At 72.7% G+C, this 22,279-nt stretch carries 14 protein-coding genes; 9 read left to right on the forward strand and 5 right to left on the reverse strand.

Annotation, left to right across the window (positions count from 1 at the left end; translation table 11 throughout):
• Positions 1 to 8: 8 nt before the first annotated feature.
• Positions 9 to 524, reverse strand: a complete 516-nt coding sequence (locus ACWD35_RS33960; protein WP_451355195.1) for a YwqJ-related putative deaminase — start codon at positions 522 to 524, stop codon at positions 9 to 11.
• 262 nt (positions 525 to 786) lie between these two features.
• Between ACWD35_RS33960 and ACWD35_RS33965 the strand changes: the two genes are divergently transcribed.
• The 3 genes from ACWD35_RS33965 to ACWD35_RS33975 all read left to right on the forward strand — a co-directional run bounded on the left by ACWD35_RS33965 (position 787) and on the right by ACWD35_RS33975 (position 5,971).
• Positions 787 to 1,767, forward strand: coding sequence for an SMI1/KNR4 family protein (locus ACWD35_RS33965; RefSeq protein ID WP_451355196.1), 981 nt, complete (start codon positions 787 to 789; stop codon positions 1,765 to 1,767).
• A gap of 10 nt (positions 1,768 to 1,777) precedes the next feature.
• Entirely contained in the window at positions 1,778 to 4,771 is a 2,994-nt protein-coding gene (locus ACWD35_RS33970) for an SUKH-4 family immunity protein (RefSeq protein WP_451355197.1), read from the forward strand.
• 345 nt (positions 4,772 to 5,116) lie between these two features.
• Complete coding sequence (locus tag ACWD35_RS33975; protein ID WP_451355229.1) at positions 5,117 to 5,971, forward strand: cellulose-binding protein; 855 nt, start codon at positions 5,117 to 5,119, stop codon at positions 5,969 to 5,971.
• Between the two features lie 47 nt (positions 5,972 to 6,018).
• On the opposite strand, the gene ACWD35_RS33980 is transcribed toward ACWD35_RS33975, so the two are convergent.
• From ACWD35_RS33980 to ACWD35_RS33990, 3 genes are all read right to left on the reverse strand, one after another.
• A complete protein-coding gene (locus tag ACWD35_RS33980; protein ID WP_451355198.1) occupies positions 6,019 to 7,629 on the reverse strand; it encodes a sodium/solute symporter in 1,611 nt (536 codons plus the stop codon).
• Positions 7,626 to 8,027, reverse strand: a complete 402-nt coding sequence (locus ACWD35_RS33985) for a DUF485 domain-containing protein (RefSeq protein WP_451355199.1) — start codon at positions 8,025 to 8,027, stop codon at positions 7,626 to 7,628. Before ACWD35_RS33985 ends, ACWD35_RS33980 begins: the two co-directional genes overlap by 4 nt.
• Positions 8,028 to 8,252: 225 nt before the next feature.
• Entirely contained in the window at positions 8,253 to 9,749 is a 1,497-nt protein-coding gene (locus ACWD35_RS33990) for an MFS transporter (RefSeq protein WP_451355200.1), read from the reverse strand.
• A 430-nt stretch (positions 9,750 to 10,179) separates the two neighbouring features.
• Here ACWD35_RS33990 and ACWD35_RS33995 point away from each other — a divergent pair, with 430 nt between their 5' ends.
• The 5 genes from ACWD35_RS33995 to ACWD35_RS34015 all read left to right on the forward strand — a co-directional run bounded on the left by ACWD35_RS33995 (position 10,180) and on the right by ACWD35_RS34015 (position 18,992).
• A complete protein-coding gene (locus ACWD35_RS33995) occupies positions 10,180 to 10,968 on the forward strand; it encodes an ABC transporter ATP-binding protein (RefSeq protein ID WP_451355201.1) in 789 nt (262 codons plus the stop codon).
• Positions 10,965 to 13,547 (forward strand): ABC transporter permease, encoded by a 2,583-nt coding sequence (locus ACWD35_RS34000; protein WP_451355202.1) that lies wholly within the window; start codon positions 10,965 to 10,967, stop codon positions 13,545 to 13,547. The genes ACWD35_RS33995 and ACWD35_RS34000 overlap by 4 nt, the downstream gene beginning before the upstream one ends.
• Positions 13,548 to 13,787: 240 nt before the next feature.
• Positions 13,788 to 17,339, forward strand: a complete 3,552-nt coding sequence (mfd, locus tag ACWD35_RS34005) for a transcription-repair coupling factor (protein ID WP_451355203.1) — start codon at positions 13,788 to 13,790, stop codon at positions 17,337 to 17,339.
• Between the two features lie 137 nt (positions 17,340 to 17,476).
• The gene (locus tag ACWD35_RS34010; protein ID WP_451355204.1) at positions 17,477 to 18,199 is read left to right on the forward strand and encodes an HNH endonuclease family protein; all 723 of its coding nucleotides are present in this window, start codon (positions 17,477 to 17,479) and stop codon (positions 18,197 to 18,199) included.
• 49 nt (positions 18,200 to 18,248) lie between these two features.
• Positions 18,249 to 18,992, forward strand: a complete 744-nt coding sequence (locus ACWD35_RS34015; protein ID WP_451355205.1) for an N-acetyltransferase — start codon at positions 18,249 to 18,251, stop codon at positions 18,990 to 18,992.
• 96 nt (positions 18,993 to 19,088) lie between these two features.
• Here the strand turns inward: ACWD35_RS34015 and ACWD35_RS34020 are convergent, their stop codons facing one another.
• Positions 19,089 to 19,781, reverse strand: coding sequence for a hypothetical protein (locus ACWD35_RS34020; RefSeq protein WP_451355206.1), 693 nt, complete (start codon positions 19,779 to 19,781; stop codon positions 19,089 to 19,091).
• A gap of 190 nt (positions 19,782 to 19,971) precedes the next feature.
• On the opposite strand from ACWD35_RS34020, the gene ACWD35_RS34025 reads away from it, so the two are divergent.
• Positions 19,972 to 22,191, forward strand: coding sequence for an N-6 DNA methylase (locus ACWD35_RS34025; protein WP_451355207.1), 2,220 nt, complete (start codon positions 19,972 to 19,974; stop codon positions 22,189 to 22,191).
• The last annotated feature ends 88 nt before the right edge of the window (positions 22,192 to 22,279 follow it).

Here is a 22,279-nt window from a genome sequence, read left to right on the forward strand (position 1 = left end):
CGGACGGTTCAGTCGTCGGTCGCGGTGGGGTCGACGATGCGGACACCGAAGTGGGCGCTGAGGGCCGTGCAGGCGCGGCAGGGGGTGGCGAAGCCGCCGTGCAGGGGGTCGCCTTCCTCGCGTATGTGGCGGGCGGTGAGCTTGGCCTGCTTGAGGGCTCTGCGGGCTTCGCCGTTGGTCATGGGTTTGCGTGCGGCGCGTTTGCTGCGGGCGTTGTCGGCGGCGGTGACGTGCCGGGATATGAGGATCGTCTCGGCGCAGCGGCCGGTGAAGCGGTCGCGCTGGGCGCTGGTGAGGGTGTCGAGGAAGTCCTGTACGAGGGGGTGCAGGGGCGGCGGCTGGTCGCCGCGGGCGGCGGTGCCGGTGAGGGTGGAGCCGCGTACGGAGAGGGCCGCGGCGACGGTGGGCAGGATGCCGTCGCGGCGGTGCAGGAGGGTCGGGGCGGGGGGTGCGCCGGTGCCGCTCCAGCCGATGCGAGGGTCGCCGGCCCGCACGTTCGTACCTCCCGTTTGCATCGCATTCATGATCGTTTTTACCTCCCCGGCATCCCCCCGAATGACACAGGGTGCCAAATACCGTGGCTGGTGCGGAAGCTGGGGCGGCGCGACACGCCAGGGTTCGAGCGGGTCGTCACGGTGGGGTGACGGCTGGTCACGGAAGCGGAGGGGTGGTGTTCATGTGGGGACGGTGGGCCGGTGACCGGGCTGCGCGTACCGCATAGGCTGTCGCCATCCGCGAACGACACCGCCGTTCAGGCCTAAGAGAACGCCGCAGGGGGCTACCGCCATGACGACAGGTCGGCTCGGGCAGCAAGCCGCGCCGCCGAACGCGGCCTACGCCGGGCAGGTTGTGCACTTCCCGGATCCGGTCCGGGCGGCACGTCACCCGAGAGGGGTACGTGTGGACGAGCGCGGTTACCCGGATTTCTCGCCCTACGCGCGCGTGGCGGTGGAGATCGCCGAGCCGCCGGAGGGCTTCGGCGTGGACGAGTTGCGGCTGACGGACTTTGTGTCAGCGAATGCCGCACTGGCGGCGACGCGGCACGAGTTGTGGGACACGGTCCCGGACGTGGCGACGCCGCACGGCTGGACGTGGCATCACGTGGCGGGCACGCGGCGGCTGGAGCTGATCCCGGTCGAGGTGAAGGCGTTGCTGCGGCACCACGGTGGTGTGGCGACCTCGCGGGTGGACCACGGCAAGCGGGGCACGCGGCCGTTGCAGGAGACGCGTCCGGCGCACTTCGGGCTGCCGAAGTCGGGTGTGGCGGTGACGGAGTCGCAGATCCAGGGTGTGGAGGAGGAGCTGGGGTACCGCATGCCGGGCGCCTACCGCTCCTTCCTGAAGGCCGCGGGCGGTTGCGCGCCGGTGGGCGCGGCGCTCGACGCCGGGCTGGGGCTGCTGCTGGACCAGCCGTTCTTCACCGTGCGCGACGAGGCGGCGGTCAACGACCTGGTGTACGTGAACAAGTGCCTGCGCGACCATCTGACGAAGGACTACCTCGGTGTCGCCTTCGTCCAGGGCGGTCTGCTCGCGGTGAAGGTGAAGGGCGAGCGGGTCGGTTCGGTGTGGTTCTGCGCGTACGACGATGCGCGGGACGTGGATCCGTCGTGGCCGCCGGCCGAGCGCGTGGAGCGTCTGCTGATGCCCTGCGGTGACGACTTCGACACGTTCCTCGCCCGACTGGCCGGTAATCCGCCGGAGTTGGAGACGGTGGCGAACCTGATGGTGGACGGCGGTTTCGCACGCGTCGTTCCGGTGGGGGAGTGAGCTTCGGGCCATGGTGACCTACGCGCAGGCGCAGGAGCGCGCCGAGGAGTGGATCAACGGTGACGTCCCGGCGTACCAGCACCGTGAGGTGCGGGTGCGGGAGTTCGAGCTGGGCTTCGTCGTGTGGGGCGAGGACCGTGCGGAGGGCCCGCGTTCGGACGCGGGCGGGCAGCGGCTCGTCCTCGCCCGGGACACCGGGGAGGCCACGCTGTGGCCGGCCCTGCCGGTGGGTGAGGTGATCCGCCGGTACGAGGAGGAGTACGGCCGCGCCGACGAGCCGCAGGACGCGGTTCCGGCCCCGCCCGCCGCCCGTGTCGATCTGAACCAGACGTCGTTCCTGCTGACTCCTCCGGAGTGGTTGCAGGAGGCGGCGGACAAGATGGGCATCCCGGACCGCCGCTCGGGCGACGGAGGGCGCGGGGCCGGTGCCGGGGCTGCGGCGAGCGCGGCGGGTGCGGGTGCGCGTGCTGCCGCTGCTGGTGCCGGGCCGGCGGAGACGCAGGCCGGGGTGCCGGCGGGGCCGCCCGCGCCGGGTGCTGCCGCCGGGTCCGGGAGCGGGGCGTCGTGGCCCGCGGCCGGGGCGGGCGCGCCGGTTCCGGCGGACACGCCTCCCGGGGCCACGCCCTGGTCCGGTACGGACACGAACGCGGACGCCGGTGAGGACCGTTCGGTGCCGTTGCCCGCGACGGTGTTCGCGCCGCCGCTGAGCGACGTGGACGAGCCCGCGCCGCGTCCGCCGGCCGCCGCGCCGGACGCGAAGACGGCGCTGATGTCGGGGGGCAGCCAGCTGCCGCCGACCGCGGTCGCGCCCGCGCTCGACGCCTCGAACGCGCCGGGAGCGCACGGCTTCCCGCCGCCCGGCGGTACGCCCGCGCCGCCTGCCGGTCCTGGTGTGCCGGGTGCCCCGCAGGGCAGCACACCTCCGCCTCCGCCTCCGGGTGCCTCGTCGTACGGCTACCCGGGTGCGCCCGGCGGCCTTGGCACGCCCGCGCCGCCTGCCGGTCCTGGTGTGCCGGGTGCTCCGCAGGGCAGCATGCCTCCGCCTCCGGGTGCCTCGTCGTACGGCTACCCGGGTGCGCCCGGCGGCCTTGGCACGCCCGCGCCGCCTGCCGGTCCTGGTGTGCCGGCCGCTCCGCAGGGCAGCATGCCTCCGCCGCCGCCTTCGGGTGCCTCGTCGTACGGCAATCCGCCGGCGCCGGGTGGTGCCCCGCACGTGCCGCAGCCGCCGGCCGGTCCGGGTGCCTCGGCGCGGCGGCTCGCGCCGAACGCCGGGGAGATCGCGGACGCCGCGACGAGCAAGGCCGCGCCGCCGCCGAAGAAGGCGCGCGGTGGCGCGGGCGCGCTGCCTCATCCGCCGGGCGCTCCCGGTGCGCCGGGCCCCCGCCCGGGGAGCCCGGCGACGCCTCCCCCGCCGGGTGCGCCCGCGGGCGGGTACGTGCCGACGCAGCTGCTGTCGGCGCTCGAGCCCGAGGGGCCGGGCGGTCCCGGTGCGCCCGCGGGTCCGGCCGGCGCGGACGCGCCGCAGCCTCCGGGTGCCCCCAACCCGTTCGCCGCGCCGGGTGCCCCGGGCGGCACGCCTCCGGGCGGTGTGCACCATGCGGCCACGATGCTGGCCGACCCGAGCCTGATGGGCGGCATGCCGCCCGCTCCCGGCGCGCCGCAGCCTCCGGGCGCTCCGGGCATGCCGAATCCGCCCGGCGCTCCGGCGGCTCCGGGCGCCCCGGGCATGCCTCCGGCCCCCGGCGCGCCCCAGCCGCCCGGCGCCCCGGGCGCCCCCGGCATGCCTCCCGCCCCCGGCGGGCGCGGGGCCGTGCACCACGCGGAGACCGTGCTGGCCGCGCCTCCCGTGGCCGGGCCGGGCGCACCTCCGCCGCCGCCCGCACCCGGCATGCCCGGCGCCCCGGGCGCCCCCGGTATGCCGCCGGTGCCGGGCGCTCCGCAGCCGATGCCGCCGGGTGCGATGCCGCCGCCGGGCGTGCCCGTGCCGGGGCAGCCGCAGGCGTACGGGTATCCGCAGCAGCCCGCCGGGCAGCCGACCGTCGGCCCCGGCTACCAGGCCGTGCTGCGCTACCGCGCCCACGACGGCTCCGAGCAGCAGCTGATCCGGCGTTCGGCGCCGGGCACGCCGCACCCGGAGTGGCAGATCTTCCACGAGCTGCGGGCGATGAACGTGCCGCCGGACCAGGTGCTGGAGCTGCACACGGAGCTGGAGTCGTGCCAGCTGCCGGGTGCGTACTGCGCGCGGATGATCCGGGAGCAGTGGCCGCAGGCGCGGATCACGAGCATCGCGCCGTACGGCACGGACCACGCGAGCCGGCAGCGGGGCATGCAGCAACTGCTCGCGCACCAGGGCGAGTTGCACCAGGTCGCGGACGGTCCCGCGCGCCTCGCGCCGGTGCGGGCGCCGCTGCCGCCGGTGCAGGCCGCGCCGCCGGCCCCGCCGGAGGCCGTCGCGCAGGAGCTGGCGGGGGCGTTCGGGCCGGGCGTGTTCCGGTTCGAGCAGCAGGCGGTGTCGCGTCAGGGTGTGCCGCCGATCGTGGCGCACACGCTGGTCGTGGCCGGACTCCCCATGGACCTGGGCCCGTTCTTCTGGGCGCAGGCGCAGCCGGGCCGCCCGGTGCCGACGCTGGCGGAGCTGGCCGCCGAGCGCGGGGTGCAGCCGGCCGCGGACGCGGGGTCGTACCTCGTCATGGGCAGCGACTTCGGCAAGGCCATCTGTGTGCAGTACGGCACCGCGAACATCGTGGCCGTGCCCGTGGAGGCGGGGCCCGGAGGGGCGCCCGTGCCGCCGCAGTTCGTGAACACCGGGCTGCCGGAGTTCGCCCGCTGCCTGGCGCTGCTGGGCCGGATGTGGCGGCTGCGGTTCGGGCTGAACCAGGAGCAGGCGGGCCGCTGGACCGTCGACTTCCAGGCCCAGCTGGCCGCCCTGGACCCGGCGGCGCTCGGCTCGCCGGAGACGTGGTGGTCGGTGCTGCTGGAGCAGATGTGGGACGGGCTCCTGTAGCCGTCCTCGAGCCCGTCTTGCCCTTCACGCGCGAGTGAAGGGCAAGACGGGCGGGCGGACTTCGAGCCGCACCGGGGCGATGAAGGGCGGCGGCTGTTCCTGGCCGGGAGCCCGCCTGTCGAACTGGAGTGCGTGTCGGCCGAACGGGTCGGCGCGGCCGTCCAGCCCTGCGCATCACGACGTGCGGAAGTTCGACGGTATTTGGCCCGTGACGTGACTTCGGAGTGTCGCGTTATGGGTACTTAAGCCCGATCCATCAAGATGTGCGCGAAATCAGCCTGTCGTGCATGTCCGCGGAGAGGGGTTCCCAGGGTGAGCAGCGCACCGGTGACGCCGTACGGCTTCATGACCGTCCGAGGGCGCGGCTACCGCCCCGATCAGGTCGACGCGTACACGGAGGCGCTGTCCCGGGACCGGGACGCCTCCTGGGAGCGCGCCGCACGGCTGACCGTGCTGGCCAAGGACATGGAGGCACAGGCCGCGCGGCTGCGCGAGACCGTCGCGCAGCTTGCGCCGCAGACGTACGAGTCGCTCGGGGAGCGCGCACGGCGCGTGTTCCAGCTCGCGCTCGAAGAGGCCGCGGACGTACGAGAGGGCGCGCGGCGCGAGACGCACCAGCAGCTCGCGCAGGCCGAGGCGCGCGCCGAGGGCGTACGCGACGCGGCGCAGGAAGCGGCGGACGCGCTCCTCGCGGAGGCCGAGGAACGCGCCCGCCAGCGGCTCCTCGCGGCGCGCGCCGAGGCCGACGACCTCCGCATCGGCGCCCGGCGCGAGGTGAAGGAGCGGCGCGGGGAGGCGCTCGCTGCGTTGCGCGAGGTACGGCAGCGCACCACCGGCATGCTCGCCGAGCAGGAGCGGGAGCAGGCCGAGCGCTGGGCCGCGGCCGAGCACGAGGAGGCCGAACACGTGGCCGCGCTGGACGCCGGCCACGCCGAGCGGCTGAGCCGGGCCGAGGCCGCGCTCTCCGCGGCGAAGCAGGCGTTCGGGGAGGCCGAGGAGTCCGCGCGCCGCTGCCAGGAGGAGGCACGCGCGCGTGCCGCCGAGATCGTCGCGGACGCGCGCGTGCGCGAGGAGCGCATCGCCCGCGAGACGGAACAGGTCCTGCGCGAGCACGGCGAGACCTGGGACGACGTACAGGCGCAGATGGACCACGTACGCAACAGCCTGACCTCGCTGACCGGCCGGGCGGCCCAGGAGTAGCGACCGCCCCCCGGCGGGCACCGCGGCTCCCCCGGGAGGCGGCTGCGTCAACTCCCCCTGCGCACCGCCCCCGCCAGGATCCAGCCCTCCACCGCCTCGTACTGGTGCCGTTGTTCCCCCGCCTCGCGGCGGCCCGAGGCGACCGTGCCGAGCCAGCCGAAGAAGAAGCCGGCCGGTATGGAGACGATGCCGGTCGTGGTGAACGGGAACCAGTTGAAGTCGGCGTGCGGGAAGGCCGATATGGGCGAGCCGGAGACGAGATTGGTGCCCGGCATGAGCAGCAGCACGGCCAGCGAGCCCCCGAGCAGCGTGGCCATCAGCCCGCTGCGCGTGTAGCGGCGCCAGAAGAGGCCGTAGACCAGGGCGGGCGCGAGCGCGGAGGCGCCCAGGCAGAAGGAGAGGGTGATCAGCGGCTGCAGGCTGTGGTGCTGCACCAGGGTGGCCAGCAGGACCGTGGGGATGCCGATGGCGAGCGCCGAGAGGCGGGCGAGGGCCATCTCCCGGCGGGCGGGCATCTCCTGCGCGCGGGCCGCGAACACGTCGTGGGCCAGCGAGTTGGCGCAGGCGAGGATCATCCCGGCCACCGAGGCGAGCAGGGTCAGGAAGATCGCGGTCGTGACCATGGTGAAGAGGAAGGTCTCCGCCGTGGACACGTCGCTGCCGAACGCCGCCCGCGTGCCCAGCAGATACGCGGTGTTGCCCTGCGGGTCGGCCACGGCGATCGCCGGAGTGCCGACCAGGGCCGTGGCGCCGAACCCCACCACCGTGATGACCAGAACGAACAGGGCGACGATCGACACCGCCCAGGACATCGAGCGGCGCACCTGGCGGGCGCTGGACGCGGTGTACATGCGCATGGTGACGTGCGGCAGACAGGCACCGCCGAGCACGATGGTCAGCTCCGAGGTGACCATGTCGAGGCGGGGGTAGGCGCCGCCGCTGAACTCCAGCCCGGAGCGCAGGAAGGCCGGCCCGGCACCGCTCTGATGGGCCGCCGCGGTGAACAGGGCGCCGGGGTCCCAGTCGAAGCGGCGCAGGATCAGTACGGCGACCACGGCGCCCGACCCGAGCAGGATCACGATCTTCAGGATCTGGATGAGGGCCGTGCCCTTCATGCCGCCGATCGCCGCGTAGCTGATCATCAGGGCGCCGAGTCCCACGACACAGCCGGTCTTCACCGACGCGTCGGAGAAGCCCAGGATGAACGCCATCAGCTGTCCGGTACCGGCCAATTGGACCAGCATCAGCGGCACCAGCGCGGCGAGGGTCACCGCGCAGGCCGCGATCCGTACGCCCCGGCCCGGCATCCGGCGGGCCAGCGCGTCGCCCATGGTGAAACGGCCCGCGTTGCGCAGGGGTTCGGCCAGCAGGAACATCAGCAGCATCAGCGACAGCGCCGTACTGAGGGCGAGGACGACACCGTCGTAGCCGCACAGGGCGATGACCCCGCTGGTGCCGAGGACGGTGGCCGCGGAGATGTAGTCACCGGCGATGGCGAGGCCGTTGCGCAGCGGGGACAGGGAGCCGTAGCCGGTGTAGAACTCGTCGAGGTCGTCGCGGTCCGGGCCGGTCATCACGCACAGCAGCAGGGTGAGGGCGGCGACGGCGGAGAACGCGACCAGGGACATGGCCTGCGCGGAGTTGCTGAAGCCGGTCATCGGTCCGCCCTTCGCCGCGCGTCCAGTTCGGCCTCCCTGCGGATGCGGTCCGCGAGCGGATCGAGGTGCCGGCGCGCGGTGTACTCGTACAGGGCGATCGCGAGCCAGGTGACCGGGAGTTGGACGAGGGCGAGCAGCAGGCCGGCGGGGATGCCGTCGGCGACCGTGCTCGTCATGACGTGCGGGGCGCACGCGGACAGGATCAGGAACAGCGTGAAGTAGCCGAGCGCGGTGAGCGTGGCGGTGCGCCGCTGCCAGCGGTAGGCGGTGCGCAGGACGCGCAGGTCGCTGTGGTGTCCGAGGGGTGCGCGCGGCGGCCGTGGGCGGGGCGGTTCGGGGGGTGGGGGCTGCCAGGGGTAGGTGAGGTGGGGTGGGGAGTGCGGCGGGTCGTAGGACATCCCGGGGCTCCTTGCGTGGCTCGGGTCCGTGGCGGCGGACCGCAGGGAGAGGGGGAGCGGGGTCACGCACGTTACTCGCGAGTTGCGGGTGGCGCGGAGTTTTCCACAGACTGGCCAGTCGGTATGCGCTTGCTACTCGAATACCGAGCCGAGCTGTTCGAATACCGGTCCGACCTGGGGTGTTACCCGCGTTAACCCAGAGGGCCCCGGATGCCACCACGCCCCTCACTCCTGCCGTACCGGAAACCGTCGCGGTGCCACCAGCAGCAGCACTACGAACGCCAGGGCCGCCGCGCACGCCGCGCCGAAGTACACCGCGTGCACCGCGTCCGCGATCGCCCGCCGGGTCGCCTCCGGGGCCGTACCGGTGTCCAGTCCGCGCGTGACGGAGTCCAGGTCGCTCGCCCCGCCCAGCCGGGCGGCCAGCACCGCGTTGGCGACGGCGCCGAAGAGCGACGCGCCGACCGTCTGCCCGGTCTGCCGGCAGAACAGCACCGACGCGGTCGTCGTGCCCCGCTCCGACCAGCCCACCGACGACTGCACCCCGATGATCAGCGGCAGCTGGAACAGCCCCAGCGCCCCGCCCAGCAGCAGCATCAGCAGCATCGGCTGCCACCACGCCCCGGGATACGGCAGGAACGGGAACGCGAACAGGATCAGCGTGCCCAGACCGATGCCGATCAGCGCGGTGTCGCGGAAGCCGATCCGCCGGTACACGTGCTGGCTGAGCGCCGCCGAGCTCGACCAGGTCAACGTCCAGACGCACAGCACCAGTCCGGCCGCCGCGGGCGCGAGTCCGAGCACCGACTGCGCGTACGTGGGCAGGAACACCGACGGCGCCACCATCAGCAGGCCCAGCGCGCCGAACGCCAGGTTGACGGCCGCGATCGTGCGCCGCCGCCACACCCACCCGGGCATGATCGGCTGCTCCGCCCGCCGCTCCACCCACACCACCACACCGGCCAGCGCGAGGCCCGCGGCGAACAGGGCGAGCGACGGCGCCGACAGCCACGGCCAGGCGACCCCGCCCTGCACCAGCGCGGTCAGCAGCACCCCGCCGCACGCGAACACCGCGAGCGCGCCCGCCCAGTCCACGCGCGCGCGGGCGGCCCTCTCCCGCTCCGGCTCGTGCAGATGACGGACGATCAGCCACAGCGCCGCCGCCCCGATCGGCAGGTTGACCAGGAAGATCCAGCGCCAGCCGGTGTACGCCACCAGCACCCCGCCGAGCCCGGGGCCGGCCACCGCCGACACCGCCCACACCGTGGACAGCCTGGCCTGGATCTTCGGGCGTTCCGCCAGCGGATACAGGTCGGCGGCCAGGGTCTGCACGGTGCCCTGCAACGCCCCGCCGCCCAGGCCCTGCACGATCCGGAACGCGATCAGCGCCGCCATGTTCCAGGCGGAGGCGCTCAGCAGCGAGCCGAGCAGGAACACGGACGCGCCCACCACCAGGACCGGCTTGCGGCCGAAGGTGTCGGACAGCTTGCCGTAGACGGGGAGGGTGACGGTGACGGCGAGGAGATAGCCGGAGAACAGCCAGGAGAAGTACGAGAACCCGCCGAGGTCGCCGACGATCTGCGGTACGGCGGTGGAGACGATGGTGGCGTCGAGCGCGGCCAGCGCCATCGCGAGCATCAGCGCGGCGACGACCGCGCCCCGCCGCCGGGTGTCCTGCCGTCGAGCGGCGCCGTCGCGTATCGCGGGTGTCGTACTCCCCACCGGACCCCTCCCTGTGTTTCATGCACCTAACTTCGCTACGACAGCTTCCCCTGCCCCCGGCCCTGAGGCAACGCGCTTGAGCCTGACGCGGCGTGAGGGTGGAGGCTTGCTGCGTCCCGGGGTGGAGCCCGACCCCGAGACGATCTCCACCCGGCGGTGGAGATCCCCTAGGGGTATCTCCCCAGCAAGGTGCGGGCAGGGTTCGTCCCGCCGGAGGACGAGAAGGGCCGGGCGCGTTCCTTAATCTGGCTTTACGCCGCTGGGGGGCGGCTGACCGAACCGGCGGGGGTGGGGTTTTCCCCCCTGTAAGACGGGGCTTCGCACCAGCGCGCGACTGCCCCTCCTCCCGCGAGACTCATCGACGTACCGCTGCACGACACCGACGCACTGCTTCACGACACCGCTCGCTGACCGACATAGGAGACTTACCGTGACATCGGCTGTGACCATTCCCAGGCACGGGGGCACTGGAGGGCCTACGGCCGTTGCCGCGCGGGCCCGGCAGGTCGTCAAGGCGTACGGGTCCGGTGAGACCCGCGTCGTCGCCCTGGACCACGTCGACGTGGACATCGCCCGCGGCCAGTTCACCGCGATCATGGGCCCCTCGGGGTCCGGCAAGTCCACGCTGATGCACTGCCTCGCCGGGCTCGACACGGTGAGCAGCGGTCAGATCTACCTGGACGAGACCGAGATCACCGGCCTGAAGGACAAGAAGCTCACCCAGCTGCGCCGGGACCGGATCGGGTTCATCTTCCAGGCGTTCAACCTGCTGCCGACGCTGAACGCGCTCGAGAACATCACGCTGCCCATGGACATAGCAGGCCGCAAGCCGGACAAGGCGTGGCTGGACCGGGTCGTGGAGACCGTCGGTCTCGCCGGGCGGCTCAAGCACCGGCCCACCCAGCTCTCCGGCGGCCAGCAGCAGCGCGTCGCCGTGGCCCGCGCGCTCGCCGCCCGCCCGGAGATCATCTTCGGGGACGAGCCGACCGGAAACCTCGACTCCCGCGCGGGAGCGGAGGTCCTGGGCTTCCTGCGCCGTTCGGTCGACGAACTCGGCCAGACCATCGTGATGGTCACCCACGACCCCGTCGCGGCCTCCTACGCGGACCGCGTGCTGTACCTCGCCGACGGCCGCATCGTGGACGAGATGCACAACCCGACGGCCGATCAGGTCCTCGACCGCATGAAGGACTTCGACGCCCGGGGGCGTACGTCATGACCGTCCTCAAAACCTCGATGCGCAACTTCTTCGCGCACAAGGGCCGTATGGCGCTGTCAGCGGTCGCGGTGCTGCTGTCGGTCGCGTTCGTCTGCGGCACGCTGGTGTTCACCGACACGATGAACACCACCTTCGACAAGCTGTTCCAGGCCACGGCCTCGGACGTGACGGTCACCGCGAAGAGCGCCTCCGACACCGGTGAGACGACCTCCTCCACCGGCAAGCCGCCCGTCATACCGGCCTCCGTGGTCGGCGAGGTCCGCAAGGCCCGGGGCGTGCAGAAGGCCGAGGGGACGGTCTTCTCCACCTCGGTGACCGTCATCGACGGTCACAAGGACAAGCTCTCGCCCAAGAGCGGCGGGCCGACCATCGTCGGCAGCTGGAACAGCAACGACGCCCGCACCATGAAGATCACCTCCGGCGCCGCGCCCAAGGGCCCGGACCAGGTGATGGTCGACAAGGACACCGCCGACAAGCACCACCTGAAGCTGGGCGACGACATCGGCATGATCTCGGTCGTCGGCACGCACCACGCGCGCGTGTCCGGCGTCGCCTCCTTCGCCGTCACCAACCCCGGCGCGGCCATCTTCTACCTGGACACGAAGACCGCCCAGCAGACCCTGGTCGGCAGGACCGGCGTGTTCACCAACGTCAACGTCACCGCCGCCAAGGGCGTCACCAACGCGGCGCTGAAGCAGAACGTGATCGCCGAACTCGGCCACGGCTACAAGGTGAAGACCGCCAAGGAGGTAGCCGACGCCAACCAGAAGAGCGTCGCGAGCATGCTGAACGTCATGAAGTACGCGATGCTCGGCTTCGCCGGAATCGCCTTCCTCGTCGGCATCTTCCTGATCATCAACACCTTCTCGATGCTGGTCGCCCAGCGCACCCGCGAGATCGGCCTGATGCGCGCCATCGGCTCCTCCCGCAAGCAGATCAACCGGTCCGTGCTGGTCGAGGCGCTGCTGCTGGGCGTGATCGGGTCCGCGCTCGGCGTCGGCGCGGGCGTCGGCATCGCCGTCGGCCTGATGAAGCTCATGGGCAACATGGGCATGCACCTGTCCACCGACGACCTGACCGTCGCCTGGACCACCCCGGTGGCGGGCCTGCTCCTCGGCGTGATCGTCACCGTCCTCGCCGCCTACCTGCCCGCGCGGCGCGCCGGCAAGGTCTCCCCGATGGCCGCCCTGCGCGAGTCGGGCGCCCCCATCGACGCCAAGGCCGGTGTCGTACGGGCCGTGATCGGCCTGCTCCTCACCGGCGCCGGCACCGCGAGCCTGTTCGTCGCCGCGAACGCCGACAAGGCCAAGGCCGGTTCGGGCTGGCTGGGCCTCGGCGTGGTCCTCACGCTGATCGGCTTCGTCGTCATCGGCCCGCTGCTCGCGGGCGGCCTGGTCCGCGTCCTCGGCGCGATCATGCTGCGGATGTTCGGCCCGGTCGGCCGGATGGCCGAGCGCAACGCGCTGCGCAACCCGCGCCGCACGGGCGCCACCGGCGCCGCCCTGATGATCGGCCTCGCCCTGGTGGCCTGCCTGTCGGTGGTCGGCTCCTCGATGGTGGCCTCCGCCACCGACCAGCTCGACAAGACCGTCGGCACGGACTTCATCATCAATGCCGACAACGACAAGACGATCGTCCCGCAGGCCGTCGAGATCATCAAGGACACCCCGGGCCTCGCCCGGGTCACCGAGTACAGGATCCTCGACGCCTCCCTGACCACCCCGGACGGCCGCACCTCCAAGGACGAGCACATCAAGGCGGCCGACCCCACCTACGCGCAGGACGTGCGCACCAAGACGGTCTCCGGCACCCTCGCCGACGCCTACAAGCCCGACTCGATGTCCGTGCCCGAGGGCTTCGCCAAGGATCACGGCATCAAGATCGGCTCCACCGTCACGGTCGGCTTCAAGGGCGGTACGGCGGCCAGGCTGACGGTCCGCGCGATCACCAGCGACGAGGCCGTCATCGACAAGGGCGCGATGTACTCCGCCATCGCCACGGCCGCGAAGCACGTGCCCGCCGACCGGATGCCGCTGGACCGGATGGTCTTCGCGACCGCCAAGCACGGTCAGCAGGCCGCCGCCTACAAGGCGCTCAAGGCCGCCCTGCACGACGACCACCCCGAGCTGACCGTGCGCGACCAGACCGACTACAAGAAGGCGCTCAAGGACCAGATCGGCCAGCTGCTGAACATGATCTACGGCCTGCTCGCCCTCGCGATCATCGTCGCGGTCCTGGGTGTCGTGAACACCCTGGCCCTGTCGGTGGTCGAGCGGACCCGCGAGATCGGCCTCATGCGCGCCATCGGCCTCTCCCGCCGCCAGCTGCGCCGCATGATCCGCCTGGAGTCCGTGGTCATCGCCCTCTTCGGAGCCCTGCTCGGCCTGGGCCTCGGCATGGGCTGGGGCGCGACGGCCCAGAAGCTCCTCGCGCTGGAGGGCCTGAAGGTCCTGGAGATCCCCTGGCCGACGATCACCGGCGTCTTCATCGGCTCGGCCTTCGTGGGCCTGTTCGCCGCCCTGATCCCGGCGTTCCGGGCGGGCCGGATGAACGTCCTGAACGCGATCGCCACGGACTAGCCGCACAGGCCAGGCCGAGGTCACGACCACCGCATACGGGGGTTGCGGGGGAAGAGCCCGGTGCCGGGAAGTCTTGGAGGACTTCCCGGCACCGGGCTTCTTGCCGCCGGGACGGCGTTGTCGGCGCAGTTGTCCACAGCCTCCGACGCCCACGAGCCAGGCGTCGTACGCTGGACACCCCCGGCCACTCCACGCGTCGGGCTCTTTGCGTTGCCCACCCCCCTGGACGGAAAAAGCCCCATGAGCCTGCACGGTCTGCTCGACGCCGTCGTCAAGGACGCCGCCCTCACGGAAGCCATCAAGGCCGCGGCGGACGGCAACCGCATGCACGTCGACCTCGTCGGCCCCGCGGCGGCCCGCCCCTTCGCTGTCGCCGCCCTGGCCCGCGAGACCGGCCGCCCGGTGCTCGCGGTCACGGCGACGGGCCGGGAGGCGGAGGACCTGGCCGCGGCCCTGCGCTCCCTGCTGCCGGCCGAGGGCGTCGTGGAGTACCCCTCCTGGGAGACACTCCCGCACGAGCGGCTCAGCCCGCGCAGCGACACCGTCGGACGGCGGCTCGCTGTCCTGCGCCGCCTGGCCCACCCCAGCGCCGACGACCCCGAGACGGGCCCGGTCTCCGTGGTCGTGGCGCCCGTACGCTCCGTGCTCCAGCCGCAGGTCAAGGGCCTCGGCGACCTGGAGCCGGTGTCCCTGAAGACGGGCCAGACCGCCGACCTGAACACCATCGTCGAAGCCCTGGCCGCCGCCGCGTACGCGCGCGTGGAACTGGTGGAGAAGCGCGGCGAGTTCGCCGTACGCGGCGGCATCCTGGACGTGTTCCCGCCCACCGAGGAACACCCCCTGCGCATCGAGTTCTGGGGTGACGACGTCGAGGAGATCCGCTACTTCAAGGTCGCCGACCAGCGCTCCCTCGAAGTCGCCGAGCACGGCCTGTGGGCGCCGCCCTGCCGCGAGCTGCTGCTCACCGACGACGTCCGCGCCCGCGCGCGTGCCCTCGCCGAAGAGCACCCGGAGCTGGGCGAGCTGCTCGGCAAGATCGCCGAGGGCATCGCGGTGGAGGGCATGGAGTCCCTCGCCCCGGTCCTGGTGGACGACATGGAGCTGCTGCTCGACGTGCTGCCCAAGGGCGCCATGGCCGTCGTCTGCGACTCGGAGCGGGTCCGCACGCGCGCCGCCGACCTCGTCGCGACCTCGCAGGAGTTCCTCCAGGCCTCCTGGGCGGCCACCGCGGGCGGCGGCGAGGCGCCCATCGACGTCGGCGCGGCCTCCCTGTGGTCCATCGCCGACGTCCGCGACCGCGCGCGCGAGCTGGACATGATGTGGTGGTCGGTGTCCCCGTTCGCGGCCGACGAAGAACTGGACGCAGACACCCTCAAACTCGGCATGCACGCCACCGAGACCTACCGCGGCGACACCGCGCGGGCCCTCGCCGACACCAAGGGCTGGCTCGCCGACGGCTGGCGCACGGTCTTCGTCACCGAGGGCCACGGCCCGGCCGCCCGCACCGTCGAGGTGCTCGGCGGCGAGGGCATCGCGGCCCGCCTGACTGTGCTTGATGCAAAGACGGGCGACCTCGGCGAGCTGAGCCCGTCCGTCGTGCACGTCTCCTGCGGTTCCATCGACTACGGCTTCGTGGACCCGGCGCTGAAGCTGGCCGTCCTCACCGAGACCGACCTGTCCGGCCAGAAGGCCGCCGGCAAGGACGGCGCCCGGATGCCGGCCCGCCGCCGCAAGACCATCGACCCGCTCTCCCTGGAGCCGGGCGACTACATCGTCCACGAGCAGCACGGCGTCGGCCGCTACATCGAGATGGTGCAGCGCACGGTGCAGGGCGCCACGCGCGAGTACCTGGTCGTCGAGTACGCCCCCGCCAAGCGCGGCCAGCCCGGCGACCGCCTGTACATCCCGACCGACCAGCTGGAGCAGATCACCAAGTACGTCGGCGGCGAGGCCCCCACCCTGCACCGTCTGGGCGGCGCCGACTGGACGAAGACCAAGGCCCGCGCGAAGAAGGCGGTCAAGGAGATCGCCGCCGACCTGATCAAGCTGTACAGCGCGCGCATGGCCGCCCCCGGGCACGCCTTCGGTGGCGACACCCCGTGGCAGCGGGAGCTGGAGGACGCCTTCCCCTACGCGGAGACCCCGGACCAGCTGACCACGATCTCCGAGGTCAAGGAGGACATGGAGAAGTCGGTCCCGATGGACCGGCTGATCTGCGGCGACGTCGGCTACGGCAAGACCGAGATCGCCGTACGGGCCGCCTTCAAGGCCGTACAGGACGGCAAGCAGGTCGCCGTCCTCGTCCCGACGACCCTGCTGGTGCAGCAGCACTTCGGCACGTTCTCCGACCGGTACGCGCAGTTCCCGGTGAGCGTGAAGGCCCTGTCCCGCTTCCAGACCGACACCGAGGCGAAGGCCACTCTGGAGGGCCTGAAGGAGGGCGCGGTGGACGTCGTCATCGGCACCCACCGCCTGTTCTCCTCCGAGACCAAGTTCAAGGACCTGGGCCTGGTCATCGTCGACGAGGAGCAGCGCTTCGGCGTCGAGCACAAGGAGCAGCTGAAGAAGCTCCGCGCCAACGTCGACGTCCTGACCATGTCCGCCACCCCGATCCCGCGCACCCTGGAGATGGCGGTCACCGGCATCCGCGAGATGTCCACGATCACCACGCCGCCGGAGGAGCGGCACCCGGTGCTCACCTTCGTCGGGCCGTACGAGGAGAAGCAGATCGGCGCCGCCATCCGCCGCGAACTGTTGCGCGAGGGCCAGGTCTTCTACATCCACAACCGGGTCGAGTCCATCGACCGGGCCGCCGCGCGGCTGCGCGAGATCGTCCCCGAGGCGCGCATCGCCACCGCGCACGGCCAGATGTCGGAGTCGGCCCTGGAGCAGGTCGTGGTCGACTTCTGGGAGAAGAAGTTCGACGTGCTCGTCTCGACCACGATCGTCGAGTCCGGCATCGACATCTCCAACGCCAACACGCTCATCGTGGAACGCGGCGACACCTTCGGCCTGTCCCAGCTGCACCAGCTGCGCGGCCGGGTCGGACGAGGAAGGGAGCGCGGCTACGCGTACTTCCTCTACCCGCCGGAGAAGCCGCTGACGGAGACCGCCCACGAGCGCCTCGCGACGATCGCCCAGCACACGGAGATGGGCGCGGGCATGTACGTGGCGATGAAGGACCTGGAGATCCGCGGCGCGGGCAACCTGCTGGGCGGCGAGCAGTCCGGGCACATCGCGGGCGTCGGCTTCGACCTGTACGTCCGCATGGTCGGCGAGGCCGTCGCCGACTACCGGCGCCAGCTGGAGACCGGCGGGGTCGAGGAGGAGCCGCCGCTGGAGGTCAAGATCGAGCTTCCGGTCGACGCGCACGTCCCGCACGACTACGCGCCCGGCGAGCGCCTGCGCCTCCAGGCCTACCGCGCCATCGCCTCCGCCAACTCGGAGGAGGACATCAAGGCCGTCCGCGAGGAACTCACCGACCGCTACGGCAAGCTGCCCGAACCGGTGGAGAACCTGCTGCTGGTGGCCGGGCTGCGGATGCTCGCGCGCGCGTGCGGCGTCGGCGAGATCGTCCTGCAGGGGGCCAACATCCGCTTCGCGCCGGTGGAGTTGCGCGAGTCGCAGGAGCTGCGGGTCAAGCGGCTCTACCCGGGCACGGTCATCAAGCCCGCCGTGCACCAGGTACTGGTCCCGCGCCCGAAGACCGCGAAGGTGGGCGGCAAGCCGCTCGTCGGCCGCGAACTGCTCGGCTGGGTCGGCGAGTTCCTGGCGTCGATCCTGGGTTCCTGAGCCGGCCTCACGTCTTGTGGGGGCGCGTGCCTTGCGCCCCCGTTACCGTAGAGGAAGGTTGGACTCCGCCTGCGCGTGAGGCGTACGCCGTAGGACGTGGTGCGTGCGGGCGGACAGGTGAACTAGGGGGGCGTACCGTGGCGCGGCTGAGGGGTGGGGCGGTCACCGCCGTGGCCATGCTGGTCGGTGTGGCGGGCATGGCCGGCTGTACGGCGGATCACAGCAAGGGGTCCTCCGGGCCCGAGCGGGGAAGCGGGGGCGCCGCCTTGACCGCCGCCGACGCACTGCCCGTCAAGGGGCGCGCACCGAAGACCGGTTACTCCCGGGCCCGGTTCGGCAGCGCGTGGGCCGACACCGACTCCAACTCGTGCGACACCCGCGACGACATACTCAAACGCGACCTGAAGGACGTGAAGTTCACCGGCGGCACCTGCAAGGTGACGTACGGCCTGCTGGAACCCGACCCGTACTCCGGGAAGGACGTCACCTACCGGCGCGGCCGGAGCCTGGTCGACATCGACCACGTCGTCGCCCTCTCGGACGCCTGGCAGAAGGGTGCCAAGTACTGGGACCCCAGCAAGCGCATAGCGCTGGCCAACGACCCGCTCAACCTGCTGGCGGTCGACGCGAGCACCAACCGCGGCAAGGGTGACGGCGACACGGCGACCTGGGTCCCGCCCGACAAGGCCTACCGCTGCACCTATGTCGCCGCGCAGGTGGCGGTCAAGAAGAAGTACGGCCTGTGGGTCACCGCCGCCGAGAAGGCCGCGATGAAGAAGGTGCTCGCCACCTGCCCGCACCAGGCCCTGCCCACGGGCGGTAACCCGACGAAGGCCCCGGAGCGGTTCCGGGCCCGGTGACCAGCTAATTCCCTTTCCCCGCCCGCCCCGGCCGCCTACCGTGACCCGCATGGACGTCAAGGTAAGCAGCCTCGCCGAGCGGCCCGACCGGCTGCCGGCGATGCTCGGCATGGCCGACACATGGCCGGAGTTCGTGACCAACGACCCCGTGGGCACCGCCCACTACGGCCGCATCCCCACCGAACTGCCGGAGTACGCGCTGTTCGCCGAGGACGAGCGGGGCGAGGTCGTGGCGCACGCCTACAGCGTGCCGTTCGCCCTCGCGGCCGAGGGCCGGGGTGGCCTGCCCGCGCGGGGCTGGGACCAGATCCTGCTCTGGGCCTTCGCCGACCTGCGCCGCGGCACGCGCCCCGACACCGTCAGCGCGGTCTCGGTCGTCATCGCCCCGCATGCCCAGGGGCACGGCCTGTCCGCGGTCATGCTCTCGGCGATGCGGGACAACGCCCGCGCCCGCGGCTTCCGCGAGGTCGTGGCCCCGGTACGCCCGAACGCCAAGCATCGCGAGCCGCACACCCCGATCGCCGAGTACGCGCACCGGGTGCGCCCCGACGGGCTGCCGGAGGACCCGTGGCTGCGGGTCCACGCCCGCGCCGGCGCCACCATCGACTCCGTCGCCCCGGCCTCCATGACCGTGGGCGCCTCGCTGGAGGAGTGGCGCCGCTGGACCGGACTGCCCTTCGACACCGCGGGCGACGTCGAGGTGCCCGGCGCACTGGTCCCGGTCCGCTGCGAACCGGAGCGCGGATACGCCGTCTACGTCGAGCCCAACGTGTGGATGCGGCACTCGCTCTGACCCTGCGCAGGGCCCAGCCCCCTCGGCGGGCGGCTGGGCGGGGCGCGCCCGGATCGGGGCCGGGCGCGTACCGCCCCAGCGTGGTGACCGTGCCGGTCAGGCCTTCTTCCAGTCGCCGCAGCTGGTTGTCTTGAAGTAGGCGTCCGTCGGGCGGATGGTGACGACGGCCGTGCCGGTCACGTTGTTGTTGGCGATGATCGAGTCCAGGCCGTGCTCGGCGTCCTTGGTGCGCTCCCAGTAGCAGGAGTCGTCCTTGTTCCCGGTCGACTTGTAGGTGCCCGGCGCGATGTCCGTGCCGACCTTGAACATGCCCCCCTTGCCGCTCATGGCGGAGGCGGGCGTCCCCTTCGCCTTCGGGTCGACGGCCTCCCAGTCCTTGCAGCCGCTGGACTTGAACAGCTTGTCGGTGGCCTTGACGGTGACGTAACTCGTGCCGGTGACATTGTCGTTGGCCAGCAGCGAGTCCGTGTCGCCCGAGGCGTCCTTGGCGCGCTCCCAGTAGCACATGTCGTCGGTGTTGCCGGTCGAGCGGTAGGTGCCCGGCTTCACGTCGGAGCCGACCTGGTACTCGCCGTCCCCGTCGAAGGCGGCCTTCTTCTTCTCGGCCGCCTTCGCGCCGCCGGAGTCCTTCTTCCCGCCGGGCTTGTGCCCGGCGGAGGCCGAAGAGCCCTTGCCGCTGCTGTTGGAACCGCTGTCCTTGTCACCGCCGCCGCCCGCGTTCGCGGACACGACACCTATGACGACGACCCCCACGACGGCGCCCAGCGCGACCTTGCCCTTCATCCCCATGACGGGTCCCCTCCCGTGTGCGGCGGCCTCCCCCTCTGGTGGGCCGCTCGTTCGCTGGGTCAATAAGAGCAGAGCCTGTGAACCGAGTCAACACGGTTCACAAGATGAGTTGTGTACACGCTCGTGAATGCACGGCTCTTGTGTACGCCGGTATGCTCGGTGCACACATGGGACGAGGGGAGCGGGGCTGGTGCAGGACAACGCGACAGAGATGACCGCGGCCGGTATCGCCCGGCTCGCCGGGGTGGGCCGCGCCGCCGTCAGCAACTGGCGTCGCCGCCACGCCGACTTCCCCAAACCGGTCGGGGGCACCGAGACCAGCCCGTCCTTCGCCCTCGGCGAGGTCGAGGCCTGGCTGCGCAGGCAGGGCAAGCTCGCCGAGGTCCCGCTGCGCGAACGCGTCTGGCAGCAGCTCGCCGGGCACCCCGAGGGCCCGGTCACCGCCCTGGTGCGCGCGGGCTGCGTGCTGCTGCTGATCCACGAGCGCCCCACCGTCTGGCTGGACGCCGCCACCGGCTCCGACGAACGCCTGGCCGCGATCCTGCCGGGCGCGCTGGAACAGGTGCTGACCCCGCGCTTCGGTGCGACGCGCAGCCGCCGTGTTCACAACGGAGGCTCCCGGGGCGAGGCGGCGGCTGTGAACACCGCGGGCTCTGTGAACACCGGGACGCCCGCTCACACCGGGGCGCCCGCCCCGACCGCCCCCGCTGTGAACACCCCGCCCACCGTGAACACCGGGACGCCTCCGGCGCCCGTGAACGCCGCGCCGGCCGTGGACAGCGCCCCCGCGCTGCACATCCCCACCGGCCCCGAACTCCTCCCCTCCGTCCCGCTCCTGCGCGGCGTGGCCGAGCTGGTCGCCGAGACGGGGGCGCGGCAGGCCTTCGAGTTCCTGCTGGGCCGGCATCTGGACGCCAACCCCCGCCAGTACACGCTCACCCCGGCCGAACTCGCCGGGCTCATGGCCGACCTGGCCGGCCCCGCCCGTACCGTCCTGGACCCTGCCTGCGGCACCGGCGCCCTGCTGCGCGCCGTCGAGACCCGGCCCGACCAGGAGCTGTACGCCCAGGACAGTGCCCACGACCTCGCCGCGCTCACCACGTTGCGGCTCGCCCTGCACGCGCGCGCGGGCGTGCGCGGCGCCGCTGGCGACACCCTGCGCGCCGACGCCTACCCGGAGCTGCGCGCCGACGCCGTCCTGTGCCACCCGCCGTTCAACGAGCGCAACTGGGGCCACGACGAACTCGCCTACGACCCCCGCTGGGAGTACGGCTTCCCCGCGCGCACCGAGTCCGAACTGGCCTGGGTGCAGCACGCGCTGGCCCGGCTCGCCGACGGCGGCACCGCCGTCCTGCTCATGCCCCCGGCCGCCGCCTCCCGCCGTTCCGGGCGCCGGATCCGGGCCGACCTGCTGCGCCGGGGCGCGCTGCGGGCCGTGGTCGCGCTGCCGGTCGGGGCGGCGCCGCCGTACAACATCCCACTCCACGTGTGGGTGCTGCGCCGCCCCGACCGGACACCGGCCGCGCCCGAGGTGCTGCTCGTGGACACCGGGCGGTTCGCCGGCGAGGGGCGCGGCGGACCCGACTGGGCGGCGGTGCGGGATGCCGTCCTGGACGCCTGGGGTGCCTTCGAGCGGGCCGGGCGGCTGGAGGAGCGCCCGGGGCTGGCCCGCTCCCTGCCCGTCATCGAACTCCTCGACGACGACGTGGACCTCGCCCCCGCCCGGCATCTGCCGCCCGCCGCCGTGGCCGACGGCGCGGAGCAGCTCACCGCGGTGCGCGAACGCCTCGGCGTCACCCTGCGCCTGACCACGGAACTCACGCCGCCCCCCGCCACGCCCGCGCCGGCCGCGCGCTGGCCGCTCACCACCATCGGCGAACTCGCGCGCGGGGGCGCCCTGGTGATGCGCACCGGCGGAAACGGCGGCCACGCGCGCGTGCCCGTGCTCACCGACCACGACGTCCTCGCCGGCACGGCACCCTCCGGGACGCTCCCCGAGAGCGACGAGGAGGCGGTGCTGACCGAGCCGGGCGACGTCGTCGTACCGGTGCTCGGCGGCGGCTCGGTCGCGCGCGTGATCGACGACGCGACCGGAGGCGCCGCCCTGGGGCGCAACCTCGTGCTCCTGCGCCCCGATCGCGCGGCGCTCGACCCCTGGTTCCTCGCCGGCTTCCTGCGCGGTACCGCCAACAACCGCCAGGCCAGCAGCTACGCCTCCACCGCCACCCGCCTCGACGTGCGCCGCCTCCAGCTGCCCCGGCTACCGCTGGACGAACAGCGGCGCTACGGCGCGCGCTTCCGCGCCCTCGACGAGTTCGAGCGGGCACTGCGCCACGCGAGCCGCCTCGGGGAGCAGTTGGTGCGCGGGATGTACGACGGGCTGACGGACGGGACGGTGGCGCCGGAATGACCGAAGCGATCAGTGCGACAACGGTTCGGTAGACCCGTAACCCCTTGTCGGTGTCGGCCTATAGGCTCGAACTCCGAAGTGGACCAAC

It is taken from the genome of Streptomyces sp. NPDC002671 (genome assembly GCF_053592475.1).